The sequence below is a fragment of the uncultured Neptuniibacter sp. genome, from assembly GCF_947498015.1.
Taxonomy (GTDB): domain Bacteria; phylum Pseudomonadota; class Gammaproteobacteria; order Pseudomonadales; family Balneatricaceae; genus Neptuniibacter.
The window spans coordinates 122,049-144,989 of record NZ_CANMIR010000005.1 but is presented as its reverse complement, the minus strand read 5'-3'; the positions used below and the strand labels follow the sequence as shown (position 1 = coordinate 144,989).

The window sequence follows — 22,941 nt, the reverse complement described above, 5'->3', positions numbered from 1 at the left end:
AATGAGAGATCAGAATGTCTCCAGCTTCCAGACATCGAACGCAGGTTCTTCGTAAGGGTGGGCTAAGCGCAATGCACTTACAACCTGATTGATCAGTTGATCTGCGCAGACCAACTCGACCTTCCACTCCGCTACTGTTTCGACTTTTCCATGGGAGCCAATATGGGGATCACTCCCTTCCAGTGGTCTGAACTGGCCCTCGCCCAGTACCTGCCAGCAGCAGCGATCATAATCACCAATTCGGCCAGCTCCGGCATCGAACAGTGCTTGTTTAACCGTTTCAAGATCACTTTCTGGCACAAAGAAACTTAGTTTATACACCATTATTTTCCGTTTTATTGCATCCGTGGAACTGTTTCAGCTGTCTCAAGAGGGACTCAACCATTTCGGTTCCACGCCGTTCAATCGAAGCAGACAAAGGCGCCATCAGCTCGGTCTGCTCCATCTGCACCAGAAACAGGCTGATACGGGGCAACGGCAGTGACAGCGTCTGAGCTAACTGAACACTCTCCGTTACTCCTAATGAATGCGTACTAAACCGATCAGAGAGTATCAGATCGGAAAAGTGCGTTGCGTCGATAATTCGATATGTCCCCGGCTCACACCCCATCTCACAGGCATCGACAATAATGACCTGTTCATAGTGCCGAAAGAGACTCATCAGCGACACCCCCGGTGCGCTGATCTTTTCCACACCTACGTTAGGCCCTAAGTTGCAGCTTTTCAATCTCTCAACGATCCACCACCCGATCTGATCATCACCATGGGGTGAACCCAAACCCAACACCCCAATCATCAGCGTTCCAGCGTCATACGGATAAAATGGGTGGCACAAGAGATACAGGGATCATAATTACGCACCACCTTCTCACTGTGGAGGCGTAGCGCTTCATCAGAGCGATCCAGCCCGAAATTTGTTAACGAGCGTAGAAGATCCTGCTCAATACGCGCCTGATTCTGGCTAGTCGGCGGTACAATTTTGGCAGCTTTGATCATGCCATCTGCATCCACCTCATATCGATGCCACAGCAAGCCCCGGGGCGCCTCACTCCAACCAAAGCCAACACCCGCTTTAACCTGCACATCAACACGTGGCTGTTCAGGCTGGTACTGCTTTAATAGGGTGATCGCTTCTTCGAGCATCAGACAGATCTCTATCGCTCGGGCCAGCATACTGTGAAACATATTCTGACTCGGGAAGGGCTGACCCAACCGTTGCAGCAGGGTCTGGATTGATGCGGGTAGTTCCCTGTAATTAAGGTTCATCCGAGCCAGAGGCCCCACCAGATAGTCCTCCCCATTCAACAGACTCCAGAGCGCTGTACTGTGGGGTGATTGCAGTTCTTTAAAGTGCTTTTCATACTCATCTTCAGACAGGTCTAACCCAGAGCTGCTTCTAAGACGCCCGGTTTCGATTGCGTAGCGTTCATCAGCTGACAGAGCAACCGAATTAAAAGACTGCGGATCATCAGGGATCTCAATACCAGCAACCCACTCAGCCATCGCGACCGCCTCAGGAAGAGCACTCTCCAAGAAAGTAAGTAGCTCACGTGCCGCTCTCATATCCGGCGCTTTACTAAACCCGCCCACCTGTAATCCGACCGGGTGCACAGAGCGCCCCCCCAGAAACTTGATCAGCCGGTTCCCCGCTTCCTGAATAGCAAAACCCCGTTTGACCTCCTCCGGCTTCTGCGTAGCCAGCCCTAATACAGTATCCTCGCCAAAGTAGTCAGGCAGTGCCAGCAGATGGATATGCAAACTGTGGCTCTGGATCCACTCACCACAGTACAACAACCTTCTCATCTGTTTAATCCAGGGGGTCAGTTCAACAGAAAAGAGTGACTCCAGTGCGTTCACAGCACTGACCTGATAAGCCACCGGACAGATTCCGCAGATCCGGGCGACAATATCAGGCACCTCCGAATAGTGGCGCCCTTCAAGAAACTTCTCAAAAAAGCGGGGAGGTTCATAGATCTTGAATTGCAGATGCTTAAGCTTCCCCTGCTCAATTTTCAGGTGCAGTGCGCCTTCACCTTCTACACGCGCCAGAGAGGGCACATCGATCTGAATTTTACGCTCACTCATCAGCGTCTCCCTTCCGCAAGCTTGGTCGAATACCCTGCTGTGCCGAATCAGGGTGAATCAGATGAAGAGCCCGTTCAGTCTCAGGCTCCATTAAACCCAGCCCACTAAAGCAGCGCCGAATAGCTGATTCATTAAGCGTTTTGGCAGGGCCATAACAGCCATAGCAACCACGCCCAAACGCAGGACATAAAGCACCACACCCTGCTCGGGTCATCGGCCCCAGACAGGCCTCCTGCTGTGTGATCACTGTGCAGACATTACCCTGGCGTTTGCACTCAACACATAGCTTTTCATTTTCATCAAAAGGTGACACGCCAAAGAGCAGTTGGTTTAGGGCAGCTACAACCTGACCACTACTGATTGGGCAACCCCAGAGTTCAAAATCCACTGGCACATAGGCTTTGATCGCAGAGGATTGTGCCAGCGTATCGATAAATTCCGGATGTGGATAGATCTGGGCGGTCCAGTCTGAAGCCTCACCTGACAGGTTTTTCAGCGCCTGTATTCCACCCGACGTAGCACAGGCGCCCATCGTCACCAGAAGTTTGCTACTCTTCCTGACCTTTTGAATCCTGACTTGATCCGCAGCAGTTACAACGCTCCCCTCTACCAATGAGATATCGACCAGCGCATCTTGATCAACCACTCCAGCCTCAGCGAAGTGTTTAATCTGTACACGCTGACTCAGCGCCACCAGCGCCTCACCCTTATTCAGGAGCGCCAGCTGACAACCGTCGCAGGAGCTAAACTTATGCACAGCCAGTGTTGGCTTCTCCACCCTACACCCCCTCCAACTGCAATATATCTCGAACCTCTGGGTAGACGAACACCGGGCCATCTTTACAGATAAAATTCGGCCCCATCTGGCAGTGGCCGCAATGCCCGACAGCACATTGCATATTACGCTCCAAACTCAGATATATACTGAACGGCGAAACCCCTTTAGCGATCATCGTTTCTGCAGCCACCTGCATCATCCCCTCAGGCCCACAAATCATGACCAGGCATTCTTTCAGATTAATTGAAACCTGATCCAGAAGTTCGGTGATCCGCCCGGTATGAAACGGCCAGGCCGGCCCTGATTGATCGGCCGCAAGAAACACTTCAACGCCAGGCAGTTGTTTCCACTGTTCATATTGCGCCTGCCAGATCAGGTCATTACTGTGCTTAACCCCCTGCACCAGGCTCAACTTTTCATATCGGTCGCGTCGTTTCAGTGCATAATTGATCGCCGCAACAACCGGTGCACAGCCCAATCCTCCGGTAATAATGAGCAGATCCTTGTCACTGGCTAAACTCATGGGCCAGCCATGCCCGAATGGCCCCCTTATCCCCACCTCATCTCCGGCTTTAAGCCTTGCCAGCCCCTCCGTCACTCGACCGACAATACGGATCGTATGATCGATCAGTTCGGGGTCCAAGGGATCAGAAACAATCGAGATGGGAACCTCACCAACGCCAAACAGATAGAGCATATTGAACTGGCCAGGCATAAATTTATAGACCGCCCGATCTTTAGCATCAGCCAACCTCAACCTCAGCGTAAAGATGGTTTCAGACTCACGAACATACTCGTCCACAACAGCCCGCATCGGTTTTTGATAACGATCCATCATTCATCATCCCCCGCGATCTTATTGGCTTCCGCAACAAAATCGATACTGGCAGGACACCAGGTCATACAGCGTCCACACCCGGTGCAACCAGAGCGATCATACTGCTCCTGCCAATTATCCAGTTTATGAATCATCCACTGCTGATAACGCTTTTTGACACTGTCTCTGACCTGAAACCCCGCCAACTGCCCATGTGACTCACCAAAACAGCTGTCCCACTCCCGAAGATGACTGGAGGTTACGCCATCAACCGAAACATCATCTCTCTGTCTATGACAGAAGCAGGTGGGGCAAACCAGAGTACAATTACCACATGCCAGACAACGCTCAGCGACATCATCCCATTGCGGGTGATCACGTTGCGCTTCAAGCTCACCCTTGAGGATCTTTTTCATACTTCTGACCTGTTGCCGCTCAACCTGGCTCGCTTGTTCACACGCTTGCGCCAACTGGACCTTATCAGCCGGCCTGGTCGGCAGCAGTGATAATAGATCACCCCCGGAAGGGGAGCCGGGGCGGATTAAAAACCCCTCTTCGAGTTCGGTTAATACCAGATCAAAACCGTCCTCTACCTCTGGACCATCGCCGGTAGACACACAAAAACAGTTTTCAGAAGCGGTCGTGCAGTTGACTGCGACCAGAAAGAGTCCGTTACGGCGTGCCTGATAGCCAGGATCGGGATATTCCCCCTTGAGAAAATGTTTATCCTGCAACTTCAACGCAGCAATATCACAGGCTTTGGCCCCTATGACAGCGACTTTCTGTATCTGCTCCTCAGGCACAACAAAGTGGATCTGGCCCTTGGAGTCGCGCTTGGCCTGCCACAACACATCACGTGCAGGATTGAGGAGTGGTTTAATCGCCTGGGGGCCATTTGACCAATTGAACTGACGCTGATCACCGTTGGATTTTAATCGATAGCGCCCTGGTGACTGTTGATCAGTCATACCTTGTGGCAAAGCTGCCACACTATCTATTTGATCGTAAGAGATCACGTCCTCAACAACCTGAGGGCCGTACAGGGAGAAACCTTTCTGTATAAGAAGGTCAAACAGGGTTGAAAGATCTGTGCGTTGAAGATATTGCAAAGGATGATGGCTCATAGCATTTCCTCTGGATTCTCTTAACTAGACTAAACCAGTCAGATCCCATAAAAAACAGGACTAGATCAAAGCTTAATACTATTTACACTAGGGTCTAGTCTAAAGTGATAAAACTGCTCTCTAATTTACCCGATACATTTTGCTGTGGGATACCGGATGAAAGTACTTGTAGTAGAAGATAGTCAAATGGTCAGTCGTGTACTGCAACGGCTGTTCCAAACGTCTGATATACCACTTGAAACCATCTTCTGTTCCACCTTAAAAGATGCGCAGAGTGTCATTGATCATCAAGATGATATCTTCGTAGCACTGGTTGATCTTAACCTCCCTGACGCCCCAGATGGTGAAGTTGTTGAGCTTATGCTGGCGCAATCACTTCCTACGATCGTGCTGACCTCCTCCTATAATGATCAACGCCGGGAAGCGCTGCTGAAATTAGGTGTCGTCGATTACATAGTGAAAGAGAGCCGATTCTCATACGAATACACCATCCAACTGATACAGCGGCTAATAAAAAATCAGCATATTAAAATATTAGTAACAGATGACTCTTCCTCTTACCGCCAACTGATCCGCAAACATCTTGAACGCCACCTTTACCAAGTATGCGAAGCCGAGCATGGCCGCAATGCGATTGAGATGCTGCAACAGGAACCCGATATCCGACTATTACTGACGGACTATGAAATGCCGGTGATGGATGGGATAGAGCTGATCCAGTGTATCCGTAAGGAGTATGAAACTTCAGATCTTAAGATCATCGGCTTATCAGCAGCTGATAATCCAGCACTCTCCTCTAAATTTATCAAAAGTGGCGCGAATGACTTCCTGAAAAAACCGTTTAACTACGAAGAATTGCACTGCCGTGTCATGCATAACTTGCAGGAGATGGAGCTGGTTGAACAGATTAAAGAGGCGGCTAACAGAGACTACTTAACAGGGCTACATAACCGGCGCTACCTGTTTGATCAGGCTTCGGGCGTCATGAGCAGCTCAGCATCAACCTGTTTAGCCATGATGGATCTGGATCTGTTTAAAAGCATTAATGACACCTACGGTCATAACGCTGGAGATGCGGTGCTGATACAGATTGCCGATTTGATGAAACGTAGCTTCCAGCGATTTCTGCTTGCCCGCATCGGTGGTGAGGAGTTTTGCATACTACTGCCCGGATTGAATCTGGAGCAGTCAGCCCTCTTGATGCAGCATTTCTGTCAGTTGGTACACGATACAACATTTGAATTTGAACAGCAGGAGCTGCCTGTAACCGTCAGCATCGGTTTAGCTCAAAAGCAATCCGATAATCTCACCAAGCTGATGAACTGTGCCGACGAGATGCTCTACAAAGCCAAAGAATCAGGACGAAATCGGGTGGTTTATGAATAAAAAAAACCGCCAACTGGCGGTTTTTTTTTTACAAGCTCAGTTTATTTGAGCCCAAGAATATCCTGCATATCAAACAAACCGGTTGTCTTATCTCCCAACCACTTGCTGGCACGCACTGCACCTTTGGCAAAAGTCAGACGGTTACTGGCTTTATGCGTAATTTCGATCCGTTCACCCTCTGTAGCAAACAGAACAGTGTGATCCCCAACAACATCGCCAGCACGAATCGTTTCAAAACCGATCTCACCCCGAGTACGCGGACCCACCATACCCTCACGGCCATATACCGCACACTCTTTCAGGTCACGCCCTAAGGTATCAGCCACTACCTCACCCATTCTAAGGGCGGTACCTGATGGTGAATCTACCTTGTGACGATGATGTGCTTCGATCACTTCAATATCATAATCATCATTGCCTAAAGCTTTGGCAGCAACTTCCAGCAGTTTAAAGCAAAGGTTCACGCCCACGCTCATATTTGGCGCAAACACAATCGCAGTTTTAACCGATTGTTGCTCTAATACTGCCTTCTGCTCATCGTTCAATCCAGTCGTTCCAATGACAATTTTCTTGCCATTGTTAGCACAGAACTCAACATTCTTAAGCGTAACTTCCGGTGCGGTAAAATCGATCAGAACATCAAAATCTGAAACTGCATCCTGCAAAGAACCGACAACCGCAACGTTGAGCTTGCCGACACCTGCCATTTCACCAGCATCAACACCGATCAATGTACTATCCGGCTCAACAATGGCAGCCCCTAGCTCAATACCTTCAGCCATCTGAATCGCTTCGATATTAGCCTTACCCATTCGACCAGCTGCGCCAGTCACTGCTACTTTAATCATGTTTAATTCCGTTATGCTTTATCTTTATCATGCAAGATATTCTGATCCATATCGAGCGCAGGTTTATCACACTGAGGATGACCCACGGCGCGGGCTGGAACCCCGACCACCGTCGTGTGAGAAGGCACAGCATCCAACACGACACTTCCACCACCCACCTTTGCTCCCGATCCAATCTCGATGTTGCCAAAGATCTTGGCACCCGCTGCAATCATGACGCCCTCACGAATTTTAGGATGACGGTCACCACTCTCTTTACCCGTACCACCTAAAGTCACAGACTGCAGAATCGAAACATCATTTTCAATCACACTGGTTTCACCCACCACGATCCCGGTCGCATGGTCAAACATAACCCCATGACCGATCTTAGCGGCAGGATGAATATCCACCTGTAAGACACTGCTGACGCGACTTTGAATATACAGCGCCATACTCTTACGATCCTGATGCCACATGTAATGTGCGACACGATACGCCTGTATAGCATGAAAGCCTTTCAAGTAGAGTAATACCGTTGAGTACTTATCGATCGCCGGGTCTCGGGTTCTTACCGCTGCAATATCTGCACAGATCGCCTGCAGTATCTCAGGCGCTTCACGAAAAACTTCCTCGATGACCAAGCGGAAGGTGACCGCCGGAACAGCATCATCATGTAATTTACGGCTGAGTAGATACGCCAGAGCAGAACAGAGGCTCTGATGTCCTAAGATATTTGCATGGTAGAAACCTGCAAGAACAGGTTCCTGAATCACTTCTTTTTCTGCCTCAGCGGTGATCTCATCCCAAAGCCAGTTTGGGCATTCTGGATTCTGGCTCATGCCATCTCCGTATATCGATAATAAAGGGGCTAACAAGCCCCTTTATCTTAGGTCATATCTTCAAAAAACTTCTTAACCGAATCAAAGAAGCCATGCTTTTTCGGGCTGTGCTTATGTGTGCCCTGCTCCATTTCATCCTGGAATTCACGCAACAGCTCTTTTTGGCGTCCACTTAGCTTAACGGGTGTTTCCACCACAACCTTAACCAGCAAGTCGCCCGTAGAGCCGCCACGTACTGGAGCGATGCCCTTACCACGCAGACGGAACATCTTGCCTGTCTGAGTTTCGGACGGCACTTTTAACTTAACGCGCCCATCCAATGTAGGCACTTCAAGCTCACCACCTAACGCTGCATCAACAAAGCTGATCGGTACTTCACAGTACAGGTGTTTACCATCACGCTCAAAGATAGGGTGATCTTTAACATGAACCTGAACATAGAGATCTCCCGCGGGGCCCCCATGAGTACCGGCTTCTCCCTCACCCGCAAGACGGATACGATCGCCAGTATCAACACCTGCAGGAATTTTTACATTGAGAGTCTTAGTCTTTTCAATTCGGCCATGGCCCCGACAGTCAGTACACGGATCAGAGATAACTTTACCTTCACCATGACAGCTCGGGCATGTTTGCTGTACCGAAAAGAAACCCTGCTGCATACGAACCTGGCCCTGGCCTCCACACGTACCACAGACTTTCGCAGATGTACCCGGCTTAGCTCCTGTCCCATCACAAGTTTCACAACCTACCAGCGTTGGTACTTTGATGCTCTTCTCTACGCCACGTACAGCTTCTTCAAGTGACATCTCCATGTTGTAACGAAGATCCGCACCGCGCTGGACCGAACTACGACCGCCGCGACCACCACCGCCGCCAAAGATATCGCCAAATACATCACCAAAGATATCGGAGAAGTTACCATCAAAGCCTCCACCCTGTCCGCCACGCATATTCGGATCTACACCGGCATGACCATACTGATCATAGGCGGCTTTTTTCTGCGCATCGGAAAGTACCTCATAAGCTTCATTCACTTCTTTGAAGCTATCTTCCGCATCTTTATCATCCGGATTACGGTCTGGATGATACTTCATCGCCATACGGCGAAAGGCCTTTTTGATATCGCGATCTGATGAGTCGCGGGATACGCCCAATACTTCGTAGTAATCTCTTTTTGACATAGTCACAACACGTGTCACGGCTTAGTGCCGAATATGACAACGCGGGCCTGAGAGCCCGCGGTGCCGAGTTATTTCACTTTCCGTGCTGAATCCAGCACGGAAAGCCTACGCTAATACACTGAGAAGCGGTTTCCAGACGACTTATTTTTTATCGTCTTTCACTTCTTCAAACTCAGCGTCTACAGCATCATCGTTACCGCCAGCCTGTTGCTCCGCACCTTCGGCGCCCTGAGCAGCTTCCGCCTGCTGTGCAGCTTCTGCATACATTTTCTGAGCAACGCCAGAGATCGCTTCAGTGAGTGCAGCCGTTTTCGCCTCAATAGCGTCCTTGTCATCGCCTTTCAGCACTTCTTCAAGCTCAGCGGTAGCCGCTTCAACTGCTGCTTTCTCTTCATCTGTCGCTTTGTCACCCGCTTCTTCCATTGTTTTCTTAGCGGAGTGAACCATCGCATCACCCTGGTTACGGGCAGTCGTCAGTTCTTCAAACTTCTTATCTTCTTCAGCGTGAGCTTCAGCATCGGTAACCATCTGCTCGATCTCATCATCGCTCAGGCCAGAAGAGGCTTTGATGACGATAGATTGCTGTTTACCGGTTGCCTTATCCTGAGCGGACACGTTAAGAATACCGTTCGCATCCAGGTCGAAAGTTACTTCGATCTGAGGAATACCACGTGGCGCCGGCGGGATATCGGCCAGATCAAAACGACCCAGAGATTTGTTAGAAGATGCCTGCTTACGCTCACCCTGAACAACGTGGATAGTCACTGCGCTCTGGTTGTCATCTGCGGTAGAGAAGATCTGAGATTTCTTCGTTGGAATCGTAGTGTTCTTCTCAATAACTGGCGTAGCAACACCACCCATTGTTTCGATACCCAGTGTCAGAGGCGTTACATCCAGCAGCAGTACGTCTTTTACGTCGCCTGCCAGTACCGCACCCTGGATCGCAGCACCCATCGCTACTGCTTCATCCGGGTTAACATCTTTACGCGCTTCCTTACCAAAGAATTCAGCAACTTTCTGCTGCACCATTGGCATACGAGTCTGACCACCTACCAGAATCACTTCATCAATTTCAGAGGTGCTCAGATCGGAATCCTGTAGGGCAATTTTACAAGGTTCCAGAGAACGGTTAACCAGCTCTTCAACCAGAGATTCCAGTTTAGCGCGGGTGATTTTCACATTAAGGTGCTTAGGACCTGTTGCATCTGCAGTGATGTAAGGCAGGTTAACATCAGTCTGCTGTGCTGAGGAAAGCTCAACTTTGGCTTTCTCAGCGCCCTCTTTCAGGCGTTGCAGCGCCAGAGGATCATTATGCAGGTCGATACCTGATTCTTTTTTGAACTCTTCTGCCAAGAATTCAATCAGACGTAGATCGAAGTCTTCACCACCCAGGAAGGTATCACCGTTGGTAGACAGTACTTCAAACTGATGCTCACCATCCACTTCGGCAATCTCGATAATAGAGATATCGAATGTACCGCCACCCAGGTCATATACAGCGATGGTTTTGTCGCCTTTCGACTTGTCCATGCCGTAAGCCAGCGCTGCAGCAGTTGGCTCGTTGATAATACGTTTTACGTCCAGACCAGCGATTTTACCTGCATCCTTGGTCGCCTGACGCTGAGAGTCATTGAAGTATGCCGGAACGGTTACAACCGCTTCAGTGACGCTCTCGCCCAGGTAATCTTCAGCAGTTTTCTTCATCTTTTTAAGAATTTCTGCAGAGATCTGAGGAGCAGCCAGCTTTTCATCCTTAACTTCTACCCAAGCGTCACCATTGTCAGCTTCGATAATTTTGTAAGGTACCATTTTGATATCTTTCTGAACGACGTCATCTTTAAAGCGACGACCGATCAAACGCTTGATAGCAAACAGTGTGTTGTTCGGGTTTGTAACAGCCTGACGTTTAGCTGGCTGGCCAACCAGAATTTCACCTTCATCAGCATAAGCGATGATAGAGGGTGTAGTACGATCGCCTTCAGCATTCTCAATTACTTTTGCGCTGTCACCGTCTAGGATGGAAACACAAGAGTTTGTGGTCCCCAGGTCAATACCGATGATTTTACCCATTTGTATCTGCTCCAATATCTTGCTATCCAGATTGGACGGATAGTCTTATAAACTTTTCTTTGACTGCTTTTCAGTCAACTTGAAACCTATATAAGTGCGTTTTGTAAGGTTTCAAGACCCTGTGCAACTTTTTTCTTAACCTTTTGCCACAATAACCATGGCAGGACGAACTAAACGACCATGCAAGGTGTAACCCTTCTGCATTACATCAACCACGGTATTTGCTGGGGTGTCTGGCACCTCAATCATTGACATCGCCTGATGCAGTGCAGGATCAAAACTTTCACCTTTGGGATTCACCTGCTCCATCTGGAATTTTGCCAAGCCAGAGAGGAACATATTCATTGTCATCTCCACGCCTTCACGCATCGGTTTCAGCGCTTCATCATCCCCTACTGCTTCGATTGCTCGCTCAAGACTATCAACAATCGGCAGCATCTCATTGGCAAACTTTTCCACGCCGTATTTGTGTGCTTTCTCAACGTCCTGCTCAGCCCGACGACGAACATTTTGTGCTTCAGCCTGAATGCGCAACATCTGATCTTTCAGGGCTTCAACTTCTGCCGTTGCCGCAGCAAGGTCCTGAGCTAATTTTTCAGCATCAGGTAAAGCATCCTGCTCAATCGTTTCATCCGCAACAGCGCTCTCATCTGCAGCACCATCTGCAACACTTTCATTCACTTGCTGCTCAGTTTCTACTTCCTGCTGTCCATCTACCGAGTTAAGTTCTTCATTTGCCATTGATAATCTCCAGCCTGCTTTACATAGTCATAAAGCGTCTGAGTTGGTGTTAATTTCATCTGCCGAGATATATGGGGCCATAGTTAAACCTTTCAACAGTAAATGATGCATTTTTTTACACAATTAACAGATAAACATTGCATCGCCCTGGAAATTGGCTTATACAGAAAACACTGTATAAAAACACATGTATTTTATTATGCTAAATCAGTTAACCATTCGTGACTTTGCAATCGTCGAACAGCTCGACCTTGAACTAAAACAGGGCATGACCGTAGTCAGCGGGGAAACCGGTGCAGGTAAATCGATCATGCTGGATGCACTGGGCCTGACACTGGGAGACAGAGCCGAAGCCGGAGCTGTACGTCACGGGGCAGACAAGGCCGATATTAGCGCAAGCTTTAATATCGATACGATTCCTGATGCTGCGCAATGGCTAACTGACAATGACCTGGATAATGACGGTGAATGCATTCTCCGCCGAGTCATTACAAAAGAGGGCCGTTCCCGCTGCTATATCAATGGTCGCCCGACACCCGCTGGACAGGTCAAACTATTAGGTGAACACCTGATTGCCATACATGGTCAACACGAACACCAGCGCCTGCTGAAAAAAGACCATCACCGTGAACTTCTGGATAACTTTGCCGGTGAAGCAAAACTAGCTAGCCAGGTCCGCGATGCATACCAAAACTGGCACAGACTCGCTCAGGAATTAAAACAGCTATCCGAGCAAAGTGCGGAACAAACTGCTCGGGTTCAACTACTCAGTTATCAGATAGAAGAACTTGACCAACTAGGATTGCAGCCTGAAGAGCTAAAGCAGCTGGAAGATGAACAAAAAACCTTGGCAAATGCCGGTGAGATTCTCAGTACCGGCCAACAGATGATAAATCTGGCCAGTGACAATGAAGAGAATAACTGTGCTCAATTGCTCAATCACTGTCTTCACCTGCTCGCCGATATTCAGTCCGAATCACCTTCAGTGCGCCAGGCCAGCGAAATGCTTAATTCGGCACTAATACAGGTTGAAGAGGCCAGTACAGAGATACGCCACTATTTAGAGAGAGTCGAGATCAATCCTGAACGCCAGCAGGAAGTAGAAGAGCGCTTATCCTCAATTTACGAAATTGCCCGCAAACACCGTATTACTCCGGAGCAACTCGCAGAGTTTCACCAGAGGCTTTGTGATGAGCTTGCCGGTCTGAACAGATCCGACGAAGAGCTGGAGCAGCTCGCAAAAGATGTCGAAACAACTCAGGTCAAATACCTCCAACTGGCAGAAAAGTTAAGCAATAAACGCGCCTCAGCAGCCAAAAAGCTGAGCAAACTCGTCGATCAGCAGCTACACAGTTTAGGTATGCCTTCGGCACAGATCTCGGTTGATATGAGCAGGCTTGAAAAGCCAACCACGAATGGTCTGGAAGATATTGAATTTTTGATCATCACAAACAAAGGCCAGCCAGCGAAACCTCTGGCTAAGATTGCATCCGGAGGCGAGCTATCCCGCATCAGTCTGGCGATTCAGGTGATCACCGCACAAACTTCAACCACACCCACACTCATCTTTGACGAAGTGGATGTCGGAATCGGGGGTGCGATCGCCGAAGTTGTTGGTCGACTCTTATGTCAATTGGGAGAACAAGCACAAATCCTCTGCGTTACTCATCAACCCCAGGTCGCCTCTCAGGGCCACCAGCATCTGTTTGTTAGCAAGCGTAGTGATACACTCAAAACACACACCCGCATTGATCAACTGGATGAAAGTAAGCGAATTCAGGAGATTGCTCGAATGTTGGGGGGGATTGATATTACTGAGCGATCTGTTGAGCATGCCCGGGAGATGCTAGGGGTTGTATGACCTGGCTAGCATCATTACAAATTGCATGGATATTGCAGATACTAAAAGACCAGCATCATGCTGGTCTTTTAGTGATCACCTGGACATTAGGTAAAGCCGCTTACTTGTCTTCAGCATCCTTGTGAACACCGTACAGATAAATCGTACGATCAGTCACAGTAAAGCCCATATTTTCTGCGATCTCGTTCAACAGTTCATTGAGGCGAGGATCGTTAAACTCTCTTACGATACCGCTTTTCACACAAACGATGTGATCGTGCTCTTCATCACGTGCTAGCTCAAATACAGAGTGACCACCTTCAAAGTGATGACGAGTCACTAAACCCGCTGCTTCAAACTGAGTTAAAACACGGTAGACAGTAGCCAGACCAACATCTTCACCCTTTTCCATCAACAACTTGTAAATATCTTCAGCACTGAAGTGATCGCCTTCACCGGCTTTCTCCAGAATCTGATAAATTTTTACACGCGGCAGGGTAACTTTAAGACCCGCTTTTCGTAGTTCCTGATTTTCAAGTGACATAATTTTTCTCTGGGCTATAGGTGATTACATAATGCGGATAGAACTGAATCGCTTGTCCAAACACGCATGAAACTTTATTATCCGCATTTACGCACAATAGTGGAAGCAAAAATCAGATGCAAAAACTTCTTATTACTGCGGCACTTACTGTAGTTCTAACAGGCTGTTCAGGATTTCCAGGTGTTTATAAGATCGATGTGCCTCAAGGCAACGTCGTGACACAGGAGATGGTGGACCAGTTGCGCCCCGGCATGACCCCAAATCAGGTCCGTTTTGTAATGGGCTCTCCGCTACTGACCGACACTTTCCACGAAGGGCGCTGGGATTATATATACAGCAAGAAAACAGGTGCTGATGGCAACTATGTGCGCGAACGGATTACGCTTAATTTCACCGACGGTAAGCTGAGCGCCTTAAACGGTGATTTCAGACCTGGCGGCTCCTAATCACTTCGTACACTATTTACGCGCAGCTTCTTCGGCTTCCTTCTTTGCTTTCATCTTAGCTGCGCGCTTCGCTCTCGCCTCTTTAGGGTCAGCAATCAAAGGTCGATAGATCTCAATACGCTGACCTTCCCGTAAAATTGTCTCTTTAGGGTTCTTAACAGCCTTAGCAAAGATCCCCATAGGATCATTTTCAGGGTCGATCTCAGGAAAAATATCTTTAATGCCCGATTTAATCACTGCTTCATAGACCGTGCACTCATCCGGCACTTTCAGGGAGATGATTTTCTGTTCAGTAGGCAGAGCGTAAGCAACCTCAATATTCATAAGAGCTCCTTAGTCGTAAATCTGGTCTGCACGCGTCACAAAAGCATCCACCAGGGTTGTAGCAACCTGATTAAATACTTTACTCATAGCAATGGATGCGATTTTACCAGAAAACTCAAACTGAAGATTAAGGCTGACTTTACAAGCCTCATCGCTCAGCACTTTGAAATCCCATACACCAGAAAGAGTGGAGAAGGGCCCCTCCTCCAGTTCAAGGGTCATTTGAGTGGGTCTCGACAATTGATTACGTGTCGTAAAGCTATACTTTAACCCCCCTTTCGAGAGATAAAGTGTAGCAACCAACTCATCAGCCGTTTTGCTGACGATCTCTGTTTTAGCACACCAGGGCAAAAACTCAGGATATCGTTCTACATCGTTAATAAGATCAAACATCTCTTCTGCAGTGTGCAACACTAATGCACTGCGATCTACCTGAGCCATGCCGCTGGAATTACCTCTACTTCAACTTCTCAACAAGATTGAGAATAAATATGATCGCCACCGCCATTGGCGATACAAAACGCAGAGCAATATACCATGCATTGAAAAGCAATGGTGACGAGATTGCCAATTCATTCTCTGCCATTTTACGCGTCACAAACCAACCCGCAAAAATAGCGATGAACAAGCCGCCCAAAGGCAACATCACATTTGCAGTCATGAAATCCAGGAAGTCAAAGACATTAAAACCTAACAGTTTAAAGTCGGACATAAAATTGAATGACCCTAATGCCGCGATTCCCAGGCCCCAGACCATCAGCCCCAGAACGATACACGCGGGTACACGATGCCAGCTGAACTTTTCTACCAACCATGCAGCAGCAGGCTCCATCAGAGAGATCGCTGAGGTCCATGCCGCAATCCCTACCAACAGGAAGAATACAAATCCGAATACCTGACCACCTGGCATCTGACCAAAAGCGACAGGCAGGGTGACAAACATCAAGCCAGGTCCAGCGCCTGGATCCATACCGTTAGTGAATACGATCGGAAAGATCACCAATCCGGCAATCAGCGCAACAAGCGTATCCATAAACGCGATCATTACAACAGATCCACCAATTGAGGTTTTCTTCGGCATATAGGAGCCATACGCCATAATTGCACCCATACCCAACGACAGGGTAAAGAACGAGTGTCCCAGGGCAATCAAAACCGCATCCCAACTCAGTTCGCTCGTATCAAAGTGGAAAAGGAAATTCCAACCCGCAGAAAAGCCCTCCGTCTGCATTGAGTAACCCAGCATAACAAGGAGCAAGACAAAGAGTGCAGGCATCAGGAATTTAACTGCGTTTTCCAAGCCTTTCTTTACGCCACCCGCAATCACCAACATGACCATCAGAACAAAGATGGTATGCCAGATCAGCAGCGTCTGTGTATCAGCGAGAAGTCCCTCAAAAACAGCACCAGCGTCACTGCTACCGATTGCGATAAAGTCACCTACCCCCATTCCAGCAATGTAGTAGAGAACCCAGCCCGCCACGACAGAGTAGAATGAGAAGATCATAAATCCCGCAAGCACGCCCATCCATCCAACAAGCGACCAGCGCCCTGAATGATTGGCTTCAATCGCAACATCCTTCATCGCGTTGATAGGGCTTTGCCGTCCACGACGACCGATCAGCACCTCCGCCATCATGATTGGAACACCAACCAACAATATGCAGATCAGATAGACCAGTACAAAAGCACCGCCCCCATTTTCACCAGCTATATAGGGGAATTTCCAGATATTACCCAGACCAACAGCCGACCCAGTCGCTGCCAAAATAAAAATCCAGCGTGATGCCCAAGCACCGTGGATTGATTTCTTTTCCTGCATGGAACGCTTGCTCTCTTATTGTATAAGCGAAAAAAGGGGCGATTTTTTCATCTTTTTATTGTCATGTACAACGGAAACTGTTTAAAAATCACACACAGAACTACCGCCTCCAAATTTCAGGGAAAAATCCTGAATCAAGACTCAAAAACAGAGGATTTTATGGCTACCTGAGCAGCCTTTATTCCTTAACTTAATCCCAAAAACCGTCAACCGAAGAAAAAGCTGATGTATGAACTATAGCGCTTTCTTTGTGTATAGCCGCACTATATAATCGCCCGCCATGGCTAAGAAGAAGAAAGCGCCTTCGGGTAACACCATCTGTCAGAATAAAAAAGCACGCCACGATTTTATCATTGATGATAAATTCGAAGCAGGCTTGGTGCTGACCGGCTGGGAAGTTAAAAGTTTACGTGAAGGCCGTGCTCAATTAGTTGAGTCCTTTATCAACATCCACAAAGGTGAGGCTTGGTTAGTCGGGGCGCATATTACGCCACTGAAAACCGCTTGCACCCATGTCGTTGCGGACCCAACACGAGATCGAAAGTTACTGCTTAACCACCGCGAACTAGTCAAGATTATCAATGCCATTCAGGCTAAAGGTTATACTTGCGTCGCCCTATCCTTGTACTGGAAACAGAATAAGATTAAATGCGAAATCGCGCTGGCTAAAGGTAAGAAGCAGCATGACAAACGTGCTGCCGATAAAGATAAAGATTGGGCACGTCAAAAGCAGCGCGTAATGGCTGCAAAATAAACTTAACTCTTCTATTTGAGTCATACAGGCTATAATGGCCACTATCTGGGGGTGACTTGGCTTCGACGCTGATTACAAAACCTTGGGTGCATGTCGAGAATGTAGTGGATCTCGTAAATCCCTCACTACACAGTTATAGTTGCTAACGACGATAACTACGCTCTAGCTGCATAAGTCAGCTTGTGCCGCTCCTTCAGGTGTCTGTAACTAGAGGATTTTGCGGTATCATTCGAGACAGAATCGCCCGGAAGCCTTGTCTCAGGCTGAACGGTTAAAACCTAAAGAGGCTCGCCCATAACACCCTGGCTCTCGGGTCGTGACGGGTTAACTCAATAGAGAAGCCTAAACATGTAGAGCTTTAGGCAGCGGATTGGCGGACGCGGGTTCGAACCCCGCCACCTCCACCACTTTCAGACAAAACCCTTTGAGAAATCAAAGGGTTTTGTCGTTTATAGGCATGCCTCGTTTAAATCACACGCAACAAAAAGGCCGCTCAAAAGCGACCCTATCTCAATGTGGTTGTTTAGGCTAAGATGCGATATCCCAGACCGAGTCAAAATCCAAGTTTTCCCAGCCAAATTCATTGGAACACATCCAAAACGTCCGGCATTGCTGGCAACGATAAATACTGCTTTCGGGGATACGACTAATAAGCGTCATATAGTGATGCGGGAAACTGGCTACCTGTTTTTTACTGCAAAGTTCACAAGGCATGAAATCTTCCATTTCAGCAATCCTCCTTAATCGCTGGATGGGGTGAGCTTACCCAAACTCTCAGAGAGTTTATCTAGGATTTTTTCTTAATTTTCCTATATCTATCTACGCCGCCACCTGACCTTTGAGTCATGATTAACTCTGATCCGGCATTGATACTATGCTTAGAGGAATAGTGAAAAAGGGTAGCGTCATGTCAGATTCTCATACAAATGGCGCCATTAAGATCAGCATTCTTAATATACAGAGGCGCCTTTTACCCAGAGCCTATGAGTTGCAGCAAAGGCTGTTGGATGGTGAAGAGCCTGATGAATATGATCTTGAGTTTCTAACCCAGCTTCATAAAGCCATTCAAGACCTTCAATCTCTCACTATAGATCACAAAGAACACTATAGTTTCCTTGCTCACACCATCACCCTTTACCGCCAACTCGTGCACAAAGCATTAGAAAACACCCCTGATAATCCGAACTATTGATAGTTCTCAAAATTAATATTAGTGTTTCTAATATTAATTTTGAGAACTTGAGGCCACTACATGAAACACCTCCTCTTACTAAGCGCCCTACTGATCCCACTCTCGACAAATTTAGCAGCTGCAGAGAAACCTCAGAAGGCCAGCGCGCAGACAACTCTAAACCTATACGTCACCGCGATCGAAGCCTGGGATATGATACAAGCCAACCCAAACACACTGCTGATTGATGTAAGAGATCCCGTGGAAGTGAAGTTTACCGGCTTTGCGACCCCTACAGATATCCACATCCCCTGGATGCTCGCAGCACCCGATCAGTGGAATAGCAAGAAAAGCAGTTGGGCTATGAGGAAAAACCCAACCTTTGAATCTGAGCTGTTAGACAAGCTCACACAGCTCAACGCAGATAAAAAAACATCAAATATCATTATTATGTGTCGCTCAGGCTCCACCCGTAGCGCCCCTGCCGTGAATCTCTTAGCAAAATTGGGCTATCAGAAGGTCTGGACCGTCGTAGATGGTTTTGAAGGCAGCAAGCTTCAACAAGGCGACTCTGCAGGCGTGAGAGCCGTCAATGGATGGCGCAATTCCGGGCTACCATGGAGTTATAAAGTCAATCCAGATATCGCATGGCAACCTCATCAATGATTTGATTGCCTCAGGGGCTTGTCCTATCCTGATATGAATCGCCAGAGAGTCCTATCATGCATCAGCCAAGCCCTGTCATTCTTCAATCCCCACCGCCAACCCTAAGCGGCATTGATTTTTCCGCGCATGTTTTAGCTGACAAAGCCCAATATTTTAAGCAACTCAAAAAATGGCAGAAAAGAATGCTGCATGTGCAGCAAGCGTACTACCATCAAAGAAAACGGGCCATTTTGGTTTTTGAGGGGTGGGATGCCAGTGGTAAAGGGGGTGCAATTCGGCGCCTAACAGAGAAACTGGACCCCCGTGGCTTCAATGTACACCCTACCGGAGCCCCAACACCTATAGATCAAAGCAAACATTATCTGTACCGTTTTCAAACACGCCTCCCCGAAGCGGGTACTTTGGCTATATTTGATCGTTCCTGGTATGGCCGAGTATTGGTGGAAAGGGTAGAGAACTTTGCCAGCGAATCTGAGTGGCAGCGCGCTTACCAAGAGATTAATGAATATGAACGGATGCTGTTTGATGATGATGTGCGGATCATTAAAATTTTCATGCATATATCACAGGAAGAGCAGCTCAAACGATTTAAAGAGCGCCTTAATAATCCGGTGAAACGCTGGAAACTGACCTCTGAAGATATCCGAAACCGTCAACGCTGGGACGACTACGAGTCAGCAATCAATGATATGTTCCGCTTCACCTCAAGCGAAGCAGCCCCTTGGACAATTATCCCAGGTGATCACAAATGGTATGCCCGTATAGAGGTTCTGAAAACAATCGTTAAAGCCCTCTCAAAAAATATCGATACAACCCCTCCCCCGGTAGATCCCAACGTTACCCGGGAAGCCTTTACAGCTCTTGGAATACAAATTTCAGATGAATAACACCATGCCATAAAACTGAAACATTTTCGGTGCATGATAAGCCTCATCTAATAGAGGTTAACAATATGATGAATAACACATTAAAAACTCAGCTGAAGCAATTGCTGAAACGCGGCTACTCCGAACATGACGTGCGCAACCTGGCGATCGCTCCGAAACAGGTTATCGATCAGGCCATTAACGAATTCCACGCTGAACAAAGGGTTCATGACCACACGCTTCAGATTCAACACAATCAAGCCAGCTTTGCGATGCGACTGGGCGGTTAATCTAGCTGCCCTATCCGCCTTCCGGATAAAAACCTATATTCTTTAGCATTATTCCTTCCTTCAATTGATTTTGTTCAGATACAATTCACCCTGTTTGGGGTACTAATAGTAGCTACTAGGAGTAGCTGGCTTGGTATTTGTGGGGAAAGCCCGTTAGTCCCAAAAACAAATTTATGAGCACTTACAGGAAACTATAATGAAAAAAGTACTGATGGCAGCAGTTGCTGCAACTCTGATGGTACCGGCAGCGGCAATGGCTAACGACACTTACAACACTAAATGCGTAGCATGTCACGCAACAGGCGCAGCCGGCGCGCCAAAGCTGGGTGATGCTGCTGCCTGGGCTCCACGCGCATCTCTGGGCATGGATGCTTTACTGGCGTCTGTCAAAAACGGTAAAGGCGCCATGCCTCCTAAAGGCCTGTGCAACGATTGCTCTGATGATGATTTCAAAGGCGCTATTCAGTTCATGCTGGATAACTCCAAGTAAACACCCCTTGAGCACTATAAAAAAAACCGCCAACAGGCGGTTTTTTTATCTGGCTAACAGCTAGCTTAGAAGATATCGTCAGGTGAAAGATTAATCAGTTCACCATCCGAATCCCCCTCTTTTCGAGCCTGTATTTTCTCCAGAGACTCTTTGTCTTTACCTTTTGTCACAATGATCTCAACACGTCGGTTTTTAACCCTGTTCGCACGAGTATCATTGGGAACTAACGGTTTCGTATCAGCTAACCCCATCACTTTAAAGCGGGACTGGTCAATTCGGGGGTCCCCGAATAGCTCATGTGCTACAGCTAAAGCACGTGCCACTGAAAGGTCCCAGTTGGACTCAAAGCGACGGCCCGCATAAGGGATATTATCGCTATGCCCTTCGATTGCTACATTACCTTTAACGTTGAGTAGTACATCCCTAATTTTGGCCAACACCGGAATAGACTCAAACTTCAGCTCAGCAGAACCTGAATCGAAAGACCCCTTTTCCTTAATACGGATAATGATCTTTTTACCATCTGTTTCCACTTCAACACTGCCATCACCGATCTCTTCAGCCAGCGCTGCAGCAAATTCAACCGCTTCCTCCTGAGCCTCCTGCTCCTGCTGCTTTTGCAGCTCCTGTTCTTCACCCGCCTCTTTATCAGGGGAATCACTCTCCCCCTCCTTCGATCGAATATCCAATGTATTCATATCGTTATTCACCGTCATCTGACGGATCTCATTCAACGGCGTAGGTTCAGGGCGTCCGGGACTGAACTCCTGAGCAATAATTGAGGTACCTTTAGGGATATCCTCAACCTTAATTTGATTCTGCACACCGAAAGCTTCACGCATTGAGCCCGCAAGCTGTTTAAACTTCAATACGTCCATCTCCGAGAAGGAGAGTAGTAGTACGAAGAAACACATCAACAGCGACATCAGGTCGCCGAATGTTGCTAGCCATGCAGGTAAGCCTGCGGGGCAGGGGGGGCATTCATGTTCTTCGGAGTCGTCACTCATCTCTTAACATCCTCTCCGAATTAGCCTTCAGCCGCTGCACGTTTCTTCTCAGGGAGATAGTTACGCAACATCTGCTCAATCACTCGTGGATTCTGACCCGCCTGAATAGCAAGCAAGCCGTCAATAATCAAAGCAGAGTTGAGTGCCTCTTCATCTTTTCGAACAGACAACTTATCAGCGATAGGCAAACAGATCATATTGGCCATCATGGCCCCATATAATGTTGTCAGTAGTGCAACCGCCATCGCAGGACCGATCGATTTAGGGTCACTCATGTTGGATAGCATCTGCACCAGGCCGACTAGTGTACCGATCATCCCCATTGCTGGGCCAACATCACCCATCTGGGAGAAGATGGTTGCACCAAATCCATGACGATCCGCTGTGAGCTTAGCTTCTTTGTTCAGGAGAGTTTTAACTACGTCAGGATCATGACCATCAACCAGTAGCTGGATACCGCGCTGCATAAAGTCACTGCTGACGGTCTTATCCTCAAGGGATAGAAGGCCACCTTTACGTGCTGCATCAGCCAGATCGACTGTTTCAGCAATAATCTCTTCCGGATTCAGCGACTTGAACATAAATGCTTTTGCCGCAATTTTACCTGCCCCAAGAAATTGGGGCAGGGTGTACTTCATCAAGACAACAAATATAGAGCCGCCCACAACAATCAGCAGTGAAGGAGGGTTAACAAACACTCCGACATCACCACCCATAACCATTGCGGCAACCACGATACCGAAACTGCCTAACAAACCGACGAGCGTTGCTATATCCACCCAGCACTCCTTGATAAAGCCAGCTAACTTTCAAGCCCATTTACGAACCGACTATAATAGCAAAAAAGTGTGCATTTTCACCCACCCTACA

The 22,941-nt window shown here is 47.9% G+C and carries 26 protein-coding genes and 1 other RNA gene; 10 read left to right on the top strand and 17 right to left on the bottom strand.

Features of this window, described 5'->3' with window-relative positions:
• Positions 1-9: 9 nt before the first annotated feature.
• Genes Q0882_RS08345 through Q0882_RS08320 form a run of 6 tightly spaced genes read right to left on the bottom strand, consistent with a single transcriptional unit; the run spans position 10 to position 4,804 of the window.
• Positions 10-321: a YqfO family protein gene (locus Q0882_RS08345; RefSeq protein ID WP_299180485.1), complete on the bottom strand. Its 312-nt coding sequence runs from the start codon at positions 319-321 to the stop codon at positions 10-12.
• Positions 314-796 carry a hydrogenase maturation protease gene (locus tag Q0882_RS08340; RefSeq protein ID WP_299180067.1) on the bottom strand — a complete coding sequence of 161 codons (483 nt, stop codon included), beginning with the start codon at positions 794-796 and terminating at the stop codon, positions 314-316. The genes Q0882_RS08345 and Q0882_RS08340 overlap by 8 nt, the downstream gene beginning before the upstream one ends.
• A complete protein-coding gene (locus tag Q0882_RS08335) occupies positions 796-2,085 on the bottom strand; it encodes a Ni/Fe hydrogenase subunit alpha (RefSeq protein WP_299180064.1) in 1,290 nt (429 codons plus the stop codon). The genes Q0882_RS08340 and Q0882_RS08335 overlap by 1 nt, the downstream gene beginning before the upstream one ends.
• On the bottom strand, positions 2,078-2,863 hold the full coding sequence (locus Q0882_RS08330) for a sulfhydrogenase subunit delta (RefSeq protein ID WP_299180061.1): 786 nt from the start codon (positions 2,861-2,863) through the stop codon (positions 2,078-2,080). Before Q0882_RS08330 ends, Q0882_RS08335 begins: the two co-directional genes overlap by 8 nt.
• Position 2,864: 1 nt before the next feature.
• Complete coding sequence (locus tag Q0882_RS08325) at positions 2,865-3,701, bottom strand: FAD/NAD(P)-binding protein (protein WP_299180058.1); 837 nt, start codon at positions 3,699-3,701, stop codon at positions 2,865-2,867.
• Entirely contained in the window at positions 3,698-4,804 is a 1,107-nt protein-coding gene (locus Q0882_RS08320; protein WP_299180055.1) for a 4Fe-4S dicluster domain-containing protein, read from the bottom strand. Before Q0882_RS08320 ends, Q0882_RS08325 begins: the two co-directional genes overlap by 4 nt.
• Positions 4,805-4,960: 156 nt before the next feature.
• On the opposite strand from Q0882_RS08320, the gene Q0882_RS08315 reads away from it, so the two are divergent.
• Positions 4,961-6,190 (top strand): diguanylate cyclase, encoded by a 1,230-nt coding sequence (locus Q0882_RS08315; protein ID WP_299180052.1) that lies wholly within the window; start codon positions 4,961-4,963, stop codon positions 6,188-6,190.
• A 41-nt stretch (positions 6,191-6,231) separates the two neighbouring features.
• Here the strand turns inward: Q0882_RS08315 and dapB are convergent, their stop codons facing one another.
• The 5 genes from dapB to grpE all read right to left on the bottom strand — a co-directional run bounded on the left by dapB (position 6,232) and on the right by grpE (position 11,851).
• Positions 6,232-7,038, bottom strand: a complete 807-nt coding sequence (gene dapB, locus Q0882_RS08310; RefSeq protein WP_299180049.1) for a 4-hydroxy-tetrahydrodipicolinate reductase — start codon at positions 7,036-7,038, stop codon at positions 6,232-6,234.
• A gap of 11 nt (positions 7,039-7,049) precedes the next feature.
• Positions 7,050-7,859: a serine O-acetyltransferase gene (gene cysE / locus Q0882_RS08305; protein ID WP_299180047.1), complete on the bottom strand. Its 810-nt coding sequence runs from the start codon at positions 7,857-7,859 to the stop codon at positions 7,050-7,052.
• Positions 7,860-7,906: 47 nt separating this feature from the next.
• Positions 7,907-9,040 carry a molecular chaperone DnaJ gene (dnaJ, locus tag Q0882_RS08300; protein ID WP_299180045.1) on the bottom strand — a complete coding sequence of 378 codons (1,134 nt, stop codon included), beginning with the start codon at positions 9,038-9,040 and terminating at the stop codon, positions 7,907-7,909.
• Positions 9,041-9,181: 141 nt separating this feature from the next.
• On the bottom strand, positions 9,182-11,110 hold the full coding sequence (dnaK, locus tag Q0882_RS08295) for a molecular chaperone DnaK (RefSeq protein WP_299180043.1): 1,929 nt from the start codon (positions 11,108-11,110) through the stop codon (positions 9,182-9,184).
• A gap of 135 nt (positions 11,111-11,245) precedes the next feature.
• Positions 11,246-11,851 (bottom strand): nucleotide exchange factor GrpE, encoded by a 606-nt coding sequence (grpE, locus tag Q0882_RS08290; RefSeq protein ID WP_299180040.1) that lies wholly within the window; start codon positions 11,849-11,851, stop codon positions 11,246-11,248.
• 199 nt (positions 11,852-12,050) lie between these two features.
• Here grpE and recN point away from each other — a divergent pair, with 199 nt between their 5' ends.
• The gene (gene recN, locus Q0882_RS08285; RefSeq protein ID WP_299180037.1) at positions 12,051-13,712 is read left to right on the top strand and encodes a DNA repair protein RecN; all 1,662 of its coding nucleotides are present in this window, start codon (positions 12,051-12,053) and stop codon (positions 13,710-13,712) included.
• 100 nt (positions 13,713-13,812) lie between these two features.
• On the opposite strand, the gene fur is transcribed toward recN, so the two are convergent.
• Positions 13,813-14,235 carry a ferric iron uptake transcriptional regulator gene (gene fur, locus Q0882_RS08280; RefSeq protein ID WP_299180034.1) on the bottom strand — a complete coding sequence of 141 codons (423 nt, stop codon included), beginning with the start codon at positions 14,233-14,235 and terminating at the stop codon, positions 13,813-13,815.
• A 116-nt stretch (positions 14,236-14,351) separates the two neighbouring features.
• On the opposite strand from fur, the gene Q0882_RS08275 reads away from it, so the two are divergent.
• On the top strand, positions 14,352-14,681 hold the full coding sequence (locus Q0882_RS08275; RefSeq protein WP_299180031.1) for an outer membrane protein assembly factor BamE: 330 nt from the start codon (positions 14,352-14,354) through the stop codon (positions 14,679-14,681).
• 12 nt (positions 14,682-14,693) lie between these two features.
• On the opposite strand, the gene Q0882_RS08270 is transcribed toward Q0882_RS08275, so the two are convergent.
• The 3 genes from Q0882_RS08270 to Q0882_RS08260 are packed head-to-tail and all read right to left on the bottom strand — an operon-like array spanning position 14,694 to position 16,827.
• Positions 14,694-15,005 carry an RnfH family protein gene (locus Q0882_RS08270; protein WP_299180028.1) on the bottom strand — a complete coding sequence of 104 codons (312 nt, stop codon included), beginning with the start codon at positions 15,003-15,005 and terminating at the stop codon, positions 14,694-14,696.
• Positions 15,006-15,014: 9 nt separating this feature from the next.
• Positions 15,015-15,446 carry a type II toxin-antitoxin system RatA family toxin gene (locus Q0882_RS08265; protein WP_299180025.1) on the bottom strand — a complete coding sequence of 144 codons (432 nt, stop codon included), beginning with the start codon at positions 15,444-15,446 and terminating at the stop codon, positions 15,015-15,017.
• 16 nt (positions 15,447-15,462) lie between these two features.
• Entirely contained in the window at positions 15,463-16,827 is a 1,365-nt protein-coding gene (locus Q0882_RS08260) for a sodium-dependent transporter (protein WP_299180023.1), read from the bottom strand.
• A gap of 280 nt (positions 16,828-17,107) precedes the next feature.
• On the opposite strand from Q0882_RS08260, the gene smpB reads away from it, so the two are divergent.
• The 7 genes from smpB to Q0882_RS08225 all read left to right on the top strand — a co-directional run bounded on the left by smpB (position 17,108) and on the right by Q0882_RS08225 (position 21,064).
• A complete protein-coding gene (gene smpB / locus Q0882_RS08255) occupies positions 17,108-17,581 on the top strand; it encodes an SsrA-binding protein SmpB (RefSeq protein WP_299180020.1) in 474 nt (157 codons plus the stop codon).
• Positions 17,582-17,628: 47 nt separating this feature from the next.
• Positions 17,629-17,988, top strand: a transfer-messenger RNA (tmRNA) gene (ssrA, locus tag Q0882_RS08250).
• A 500-nt stretch (positions 17,989-18,488) separates the two neighbouring features.
• Positions 18,489-18,773, top strand: coding sequence for a hypothetical protein (locus tag Q0882_RS08245; protein ID WP_299180017.1), 285 nt, complete (start codon positions 18,489-18,491; stop codon positions 18,771-18,773).
• A 60-nt stretch (positions 18,774-18,833) separates the two neighbouring features.
• On the top strand, positions 18,834-19,418 hold the full coding sequence (locus tag Q0882_RS08240; RefSeq protein WP_299180014.1) for a rhodanese-like domain-containing protein: 585 nt from the start codon (positions 18,834-18,836) through the stop codon (positions 19,416-19,418).
• A 56-nt stretch (positions 19,419-19,474) separates the two neighbouring features.
• Positions 19,475-20,305, top strand: a complete 831-nt coding sequence (locus Q0882_RS08235) for a polyphosphate kinase 2 family protein (protein WP_299180011.1) — start codon at positions 19,475-19,477, stop codon at positions 20,303-20,305.
• 65 nt (positions 20,306-20,370) lie between these two features.
• Positions 20,371-20,574, top strand: a complete 204-nt coding sequence (locus Q0882_RS08230; protein ID WP_299180010.1) for a hypothetical protein — start codon at positions 20,371-20,373, stop codon at positions 20,572-20,574.
• 196 nt (positions 20,575-20,770) lie between these two features.
• Positions 20,771-21,064: a c-type cytochrome gene (locus Q0882_RS08225; protein WP_299180007.1), complete on the top strand. Its 294-nt coding sequence runs from the start codon at positions 20,771-20,773 to the stop codon at positions 21,062-21,064.
• A 65-nt stretch (positions 21,065-21,129) separates the two neighbouring features.
• On the opposite strand, the gene Q0882_RS08220 is transcribed toward Q0882_RS08225, so the two are convergent.
• Positions 21,130-22,071: a flagellar motor protein MotB gene (locus Q0882_RS08220; RefSeq protein WP_299180004.1), complete on the bottom strand. Its 942-nt coding sequence runs from the start codon at positions 22,069-22,071 to the stop codon at positions 21,130-21,132.
• A gap of 20 nt (positions 22,072-22,091) precedes the next feature.
• Entirely contained in the window at positions 22,092-22,850 is a 759-nt protein-coding gene (pomA, locus tag Q0882_RS08215) for a flagellar motor protein PomA (RefSeq protein ID WP_299180002.1), read from the bottom strand.
• Positions 22,851-22,941: the final 91 nt, after the last annotated feature.

Coding starts and splice junctions, on each gene's coding strand:
- recN (WP_299180037.1), top strand. CDS start 12,051: ATGCTAAATCAGTTAACCATTCGTGACTTTGCAATCGTCGAACAGCTC.
- Q0882_RS08340 (WP_299180067.1), bottom strand. CDS start 796: ATGATTGGGGTGTTGGGTTTGGGTTCACCCCATGGTGATGATCAGATC.
- Q0882_RS08265 (WP_299180025.1), bottom strand. CDS start 15,446: ATGGCTCAGGTAGATCGCAGTGCATTAGTGTTGCACACTGCAGAAGAG.
- smpB (WP_299180020.1), top strand. CDS start 17,108: ATGGCTAAGAAGAAGAAAGCGCCTTCGGGTAACACCATCTGTCAGAAT.
- Q0882_RS08230 (WP_299180010.1), top strand. CDS start 20,371: ATGATGAATAACACATTAAAAACTCAGCTGAAGCAATTGCTGAAACGC.
- Q0882_RS08225 (WP_299180007.1), top strand. CDS start 20,771: ATGAAAAAAGTACTGATGGCAGCAGTTGCTGCAACTCTGATGGTACCG.
- Q0882_RS08220 (WP_299180004.1), bottom strand. CDS start 22,071: ATGAGTGACGACTCCGAAGAACATGAATGCCCCCCCTGCCCCGCAGGC.
- dnaK (WP_299180043.1), bottom strand. CDS start 11,110: ATGGGTAAAATCATCGGTATTGACCTGGGGACCACAAACTCTTGTGTT.
- Q0882_RS08235 (WP_299180011.1), top strand. CDS start 19,475: ATGCATCAGCCAAGCCCTGTCATTCTTCAATCCCCACCGCCAACCCTA.
- Q0882_RS08315 (WP_299180052.1), top strand. CDS start 4,961: ATGAAAGTACTTGTAGTAGAAGATAGTCAAATGGTCAGTCGTGTACTG.
- grpE (WP_299180040.1), bottom strand. CDS start 11,851: ATGGCAAATGAAGAACTTAACTCGGTAGATGGACAGCAGGAAGTAGAA.
- Q0882_RS08320 (WP_299180055.1), bottom strand. CDS start 4,804: ATGAGCCATCATCCTTTGCAATATCTTCAACGCACAGATCTTTCAACC.
- fur (WP_299180034.1), bottom strand. CDS start 14,235: ATGTCACTTGAAAATCAGGAACTACGAAAAGCGGGTCTTAAAGTTACC.
- Q0882_RS08270 (WP_299180028.1), bottom strand. CDS start 15,005: ATGAATATTGAGGTTGCTTACGCTCTGCCTACTGAACAGAAAATCATC.
- Q0882_RS08245 (WP_299180017.1), top strand. CDS start 18,489: ATGTCAGATTCTCATACAAATGGCGCCATTAAGATCAGCATTCTTAAT.
- Q0882_RS08240 (WP_299180014.1), top strand. CDS start 18,834: ATGAAACACCTCCTCTTACTAAGCGCCCTACTGATCCCACTCTCGACA.
- dapB (WP_299180049.1), bottom strand. CDS start 7,038: ATGATTAAAGTAGCAGTGACTGGCGCAGCTGGTCGAATGGGTAAGGCT.
- Q0882_RS08325 (WP_299180058.1), bottom strand. CDS start 3,701: ATGATGGATCGTTATCAAAAACCGATGCGGGCTGTTGTGGACGAGTAT.
- cysE (WP_299180047.1), bottom strand. CDS start 7,859: ATGAGCCAGAATCCAGAATGCCCAAACTGGCTTTGGGATGAGATCACC.
- Q0882_RS08275 (WP_299180031.1), top strand. CDS start 14,352: ATGCAAAAACTTCTTATTACTGCGGCACTTACTGTAGTTCTAACAGGC.
- dnaJ (WP_299180045.1), bottom strand. CDS start 9,040: ATGTCAAAAAGAGATTACTACGAAGTATTGGGCGTATCCCGCGACTCA.
- Q0882_RS08335 (WP_299180064.1), bottom strand. CDS start 2,085: ATGAGTGAGCGTAAAATTCAGATCGATGTGCCCTCTCTGGCGCGTGTA.
- Q0882_RS08260 (WP_299180023.1), bottom strand. CDS start 16,827: ATGCAGGAAAAGAAATCAATCCACGGTGCTTGGGCATCACGCTGGATT.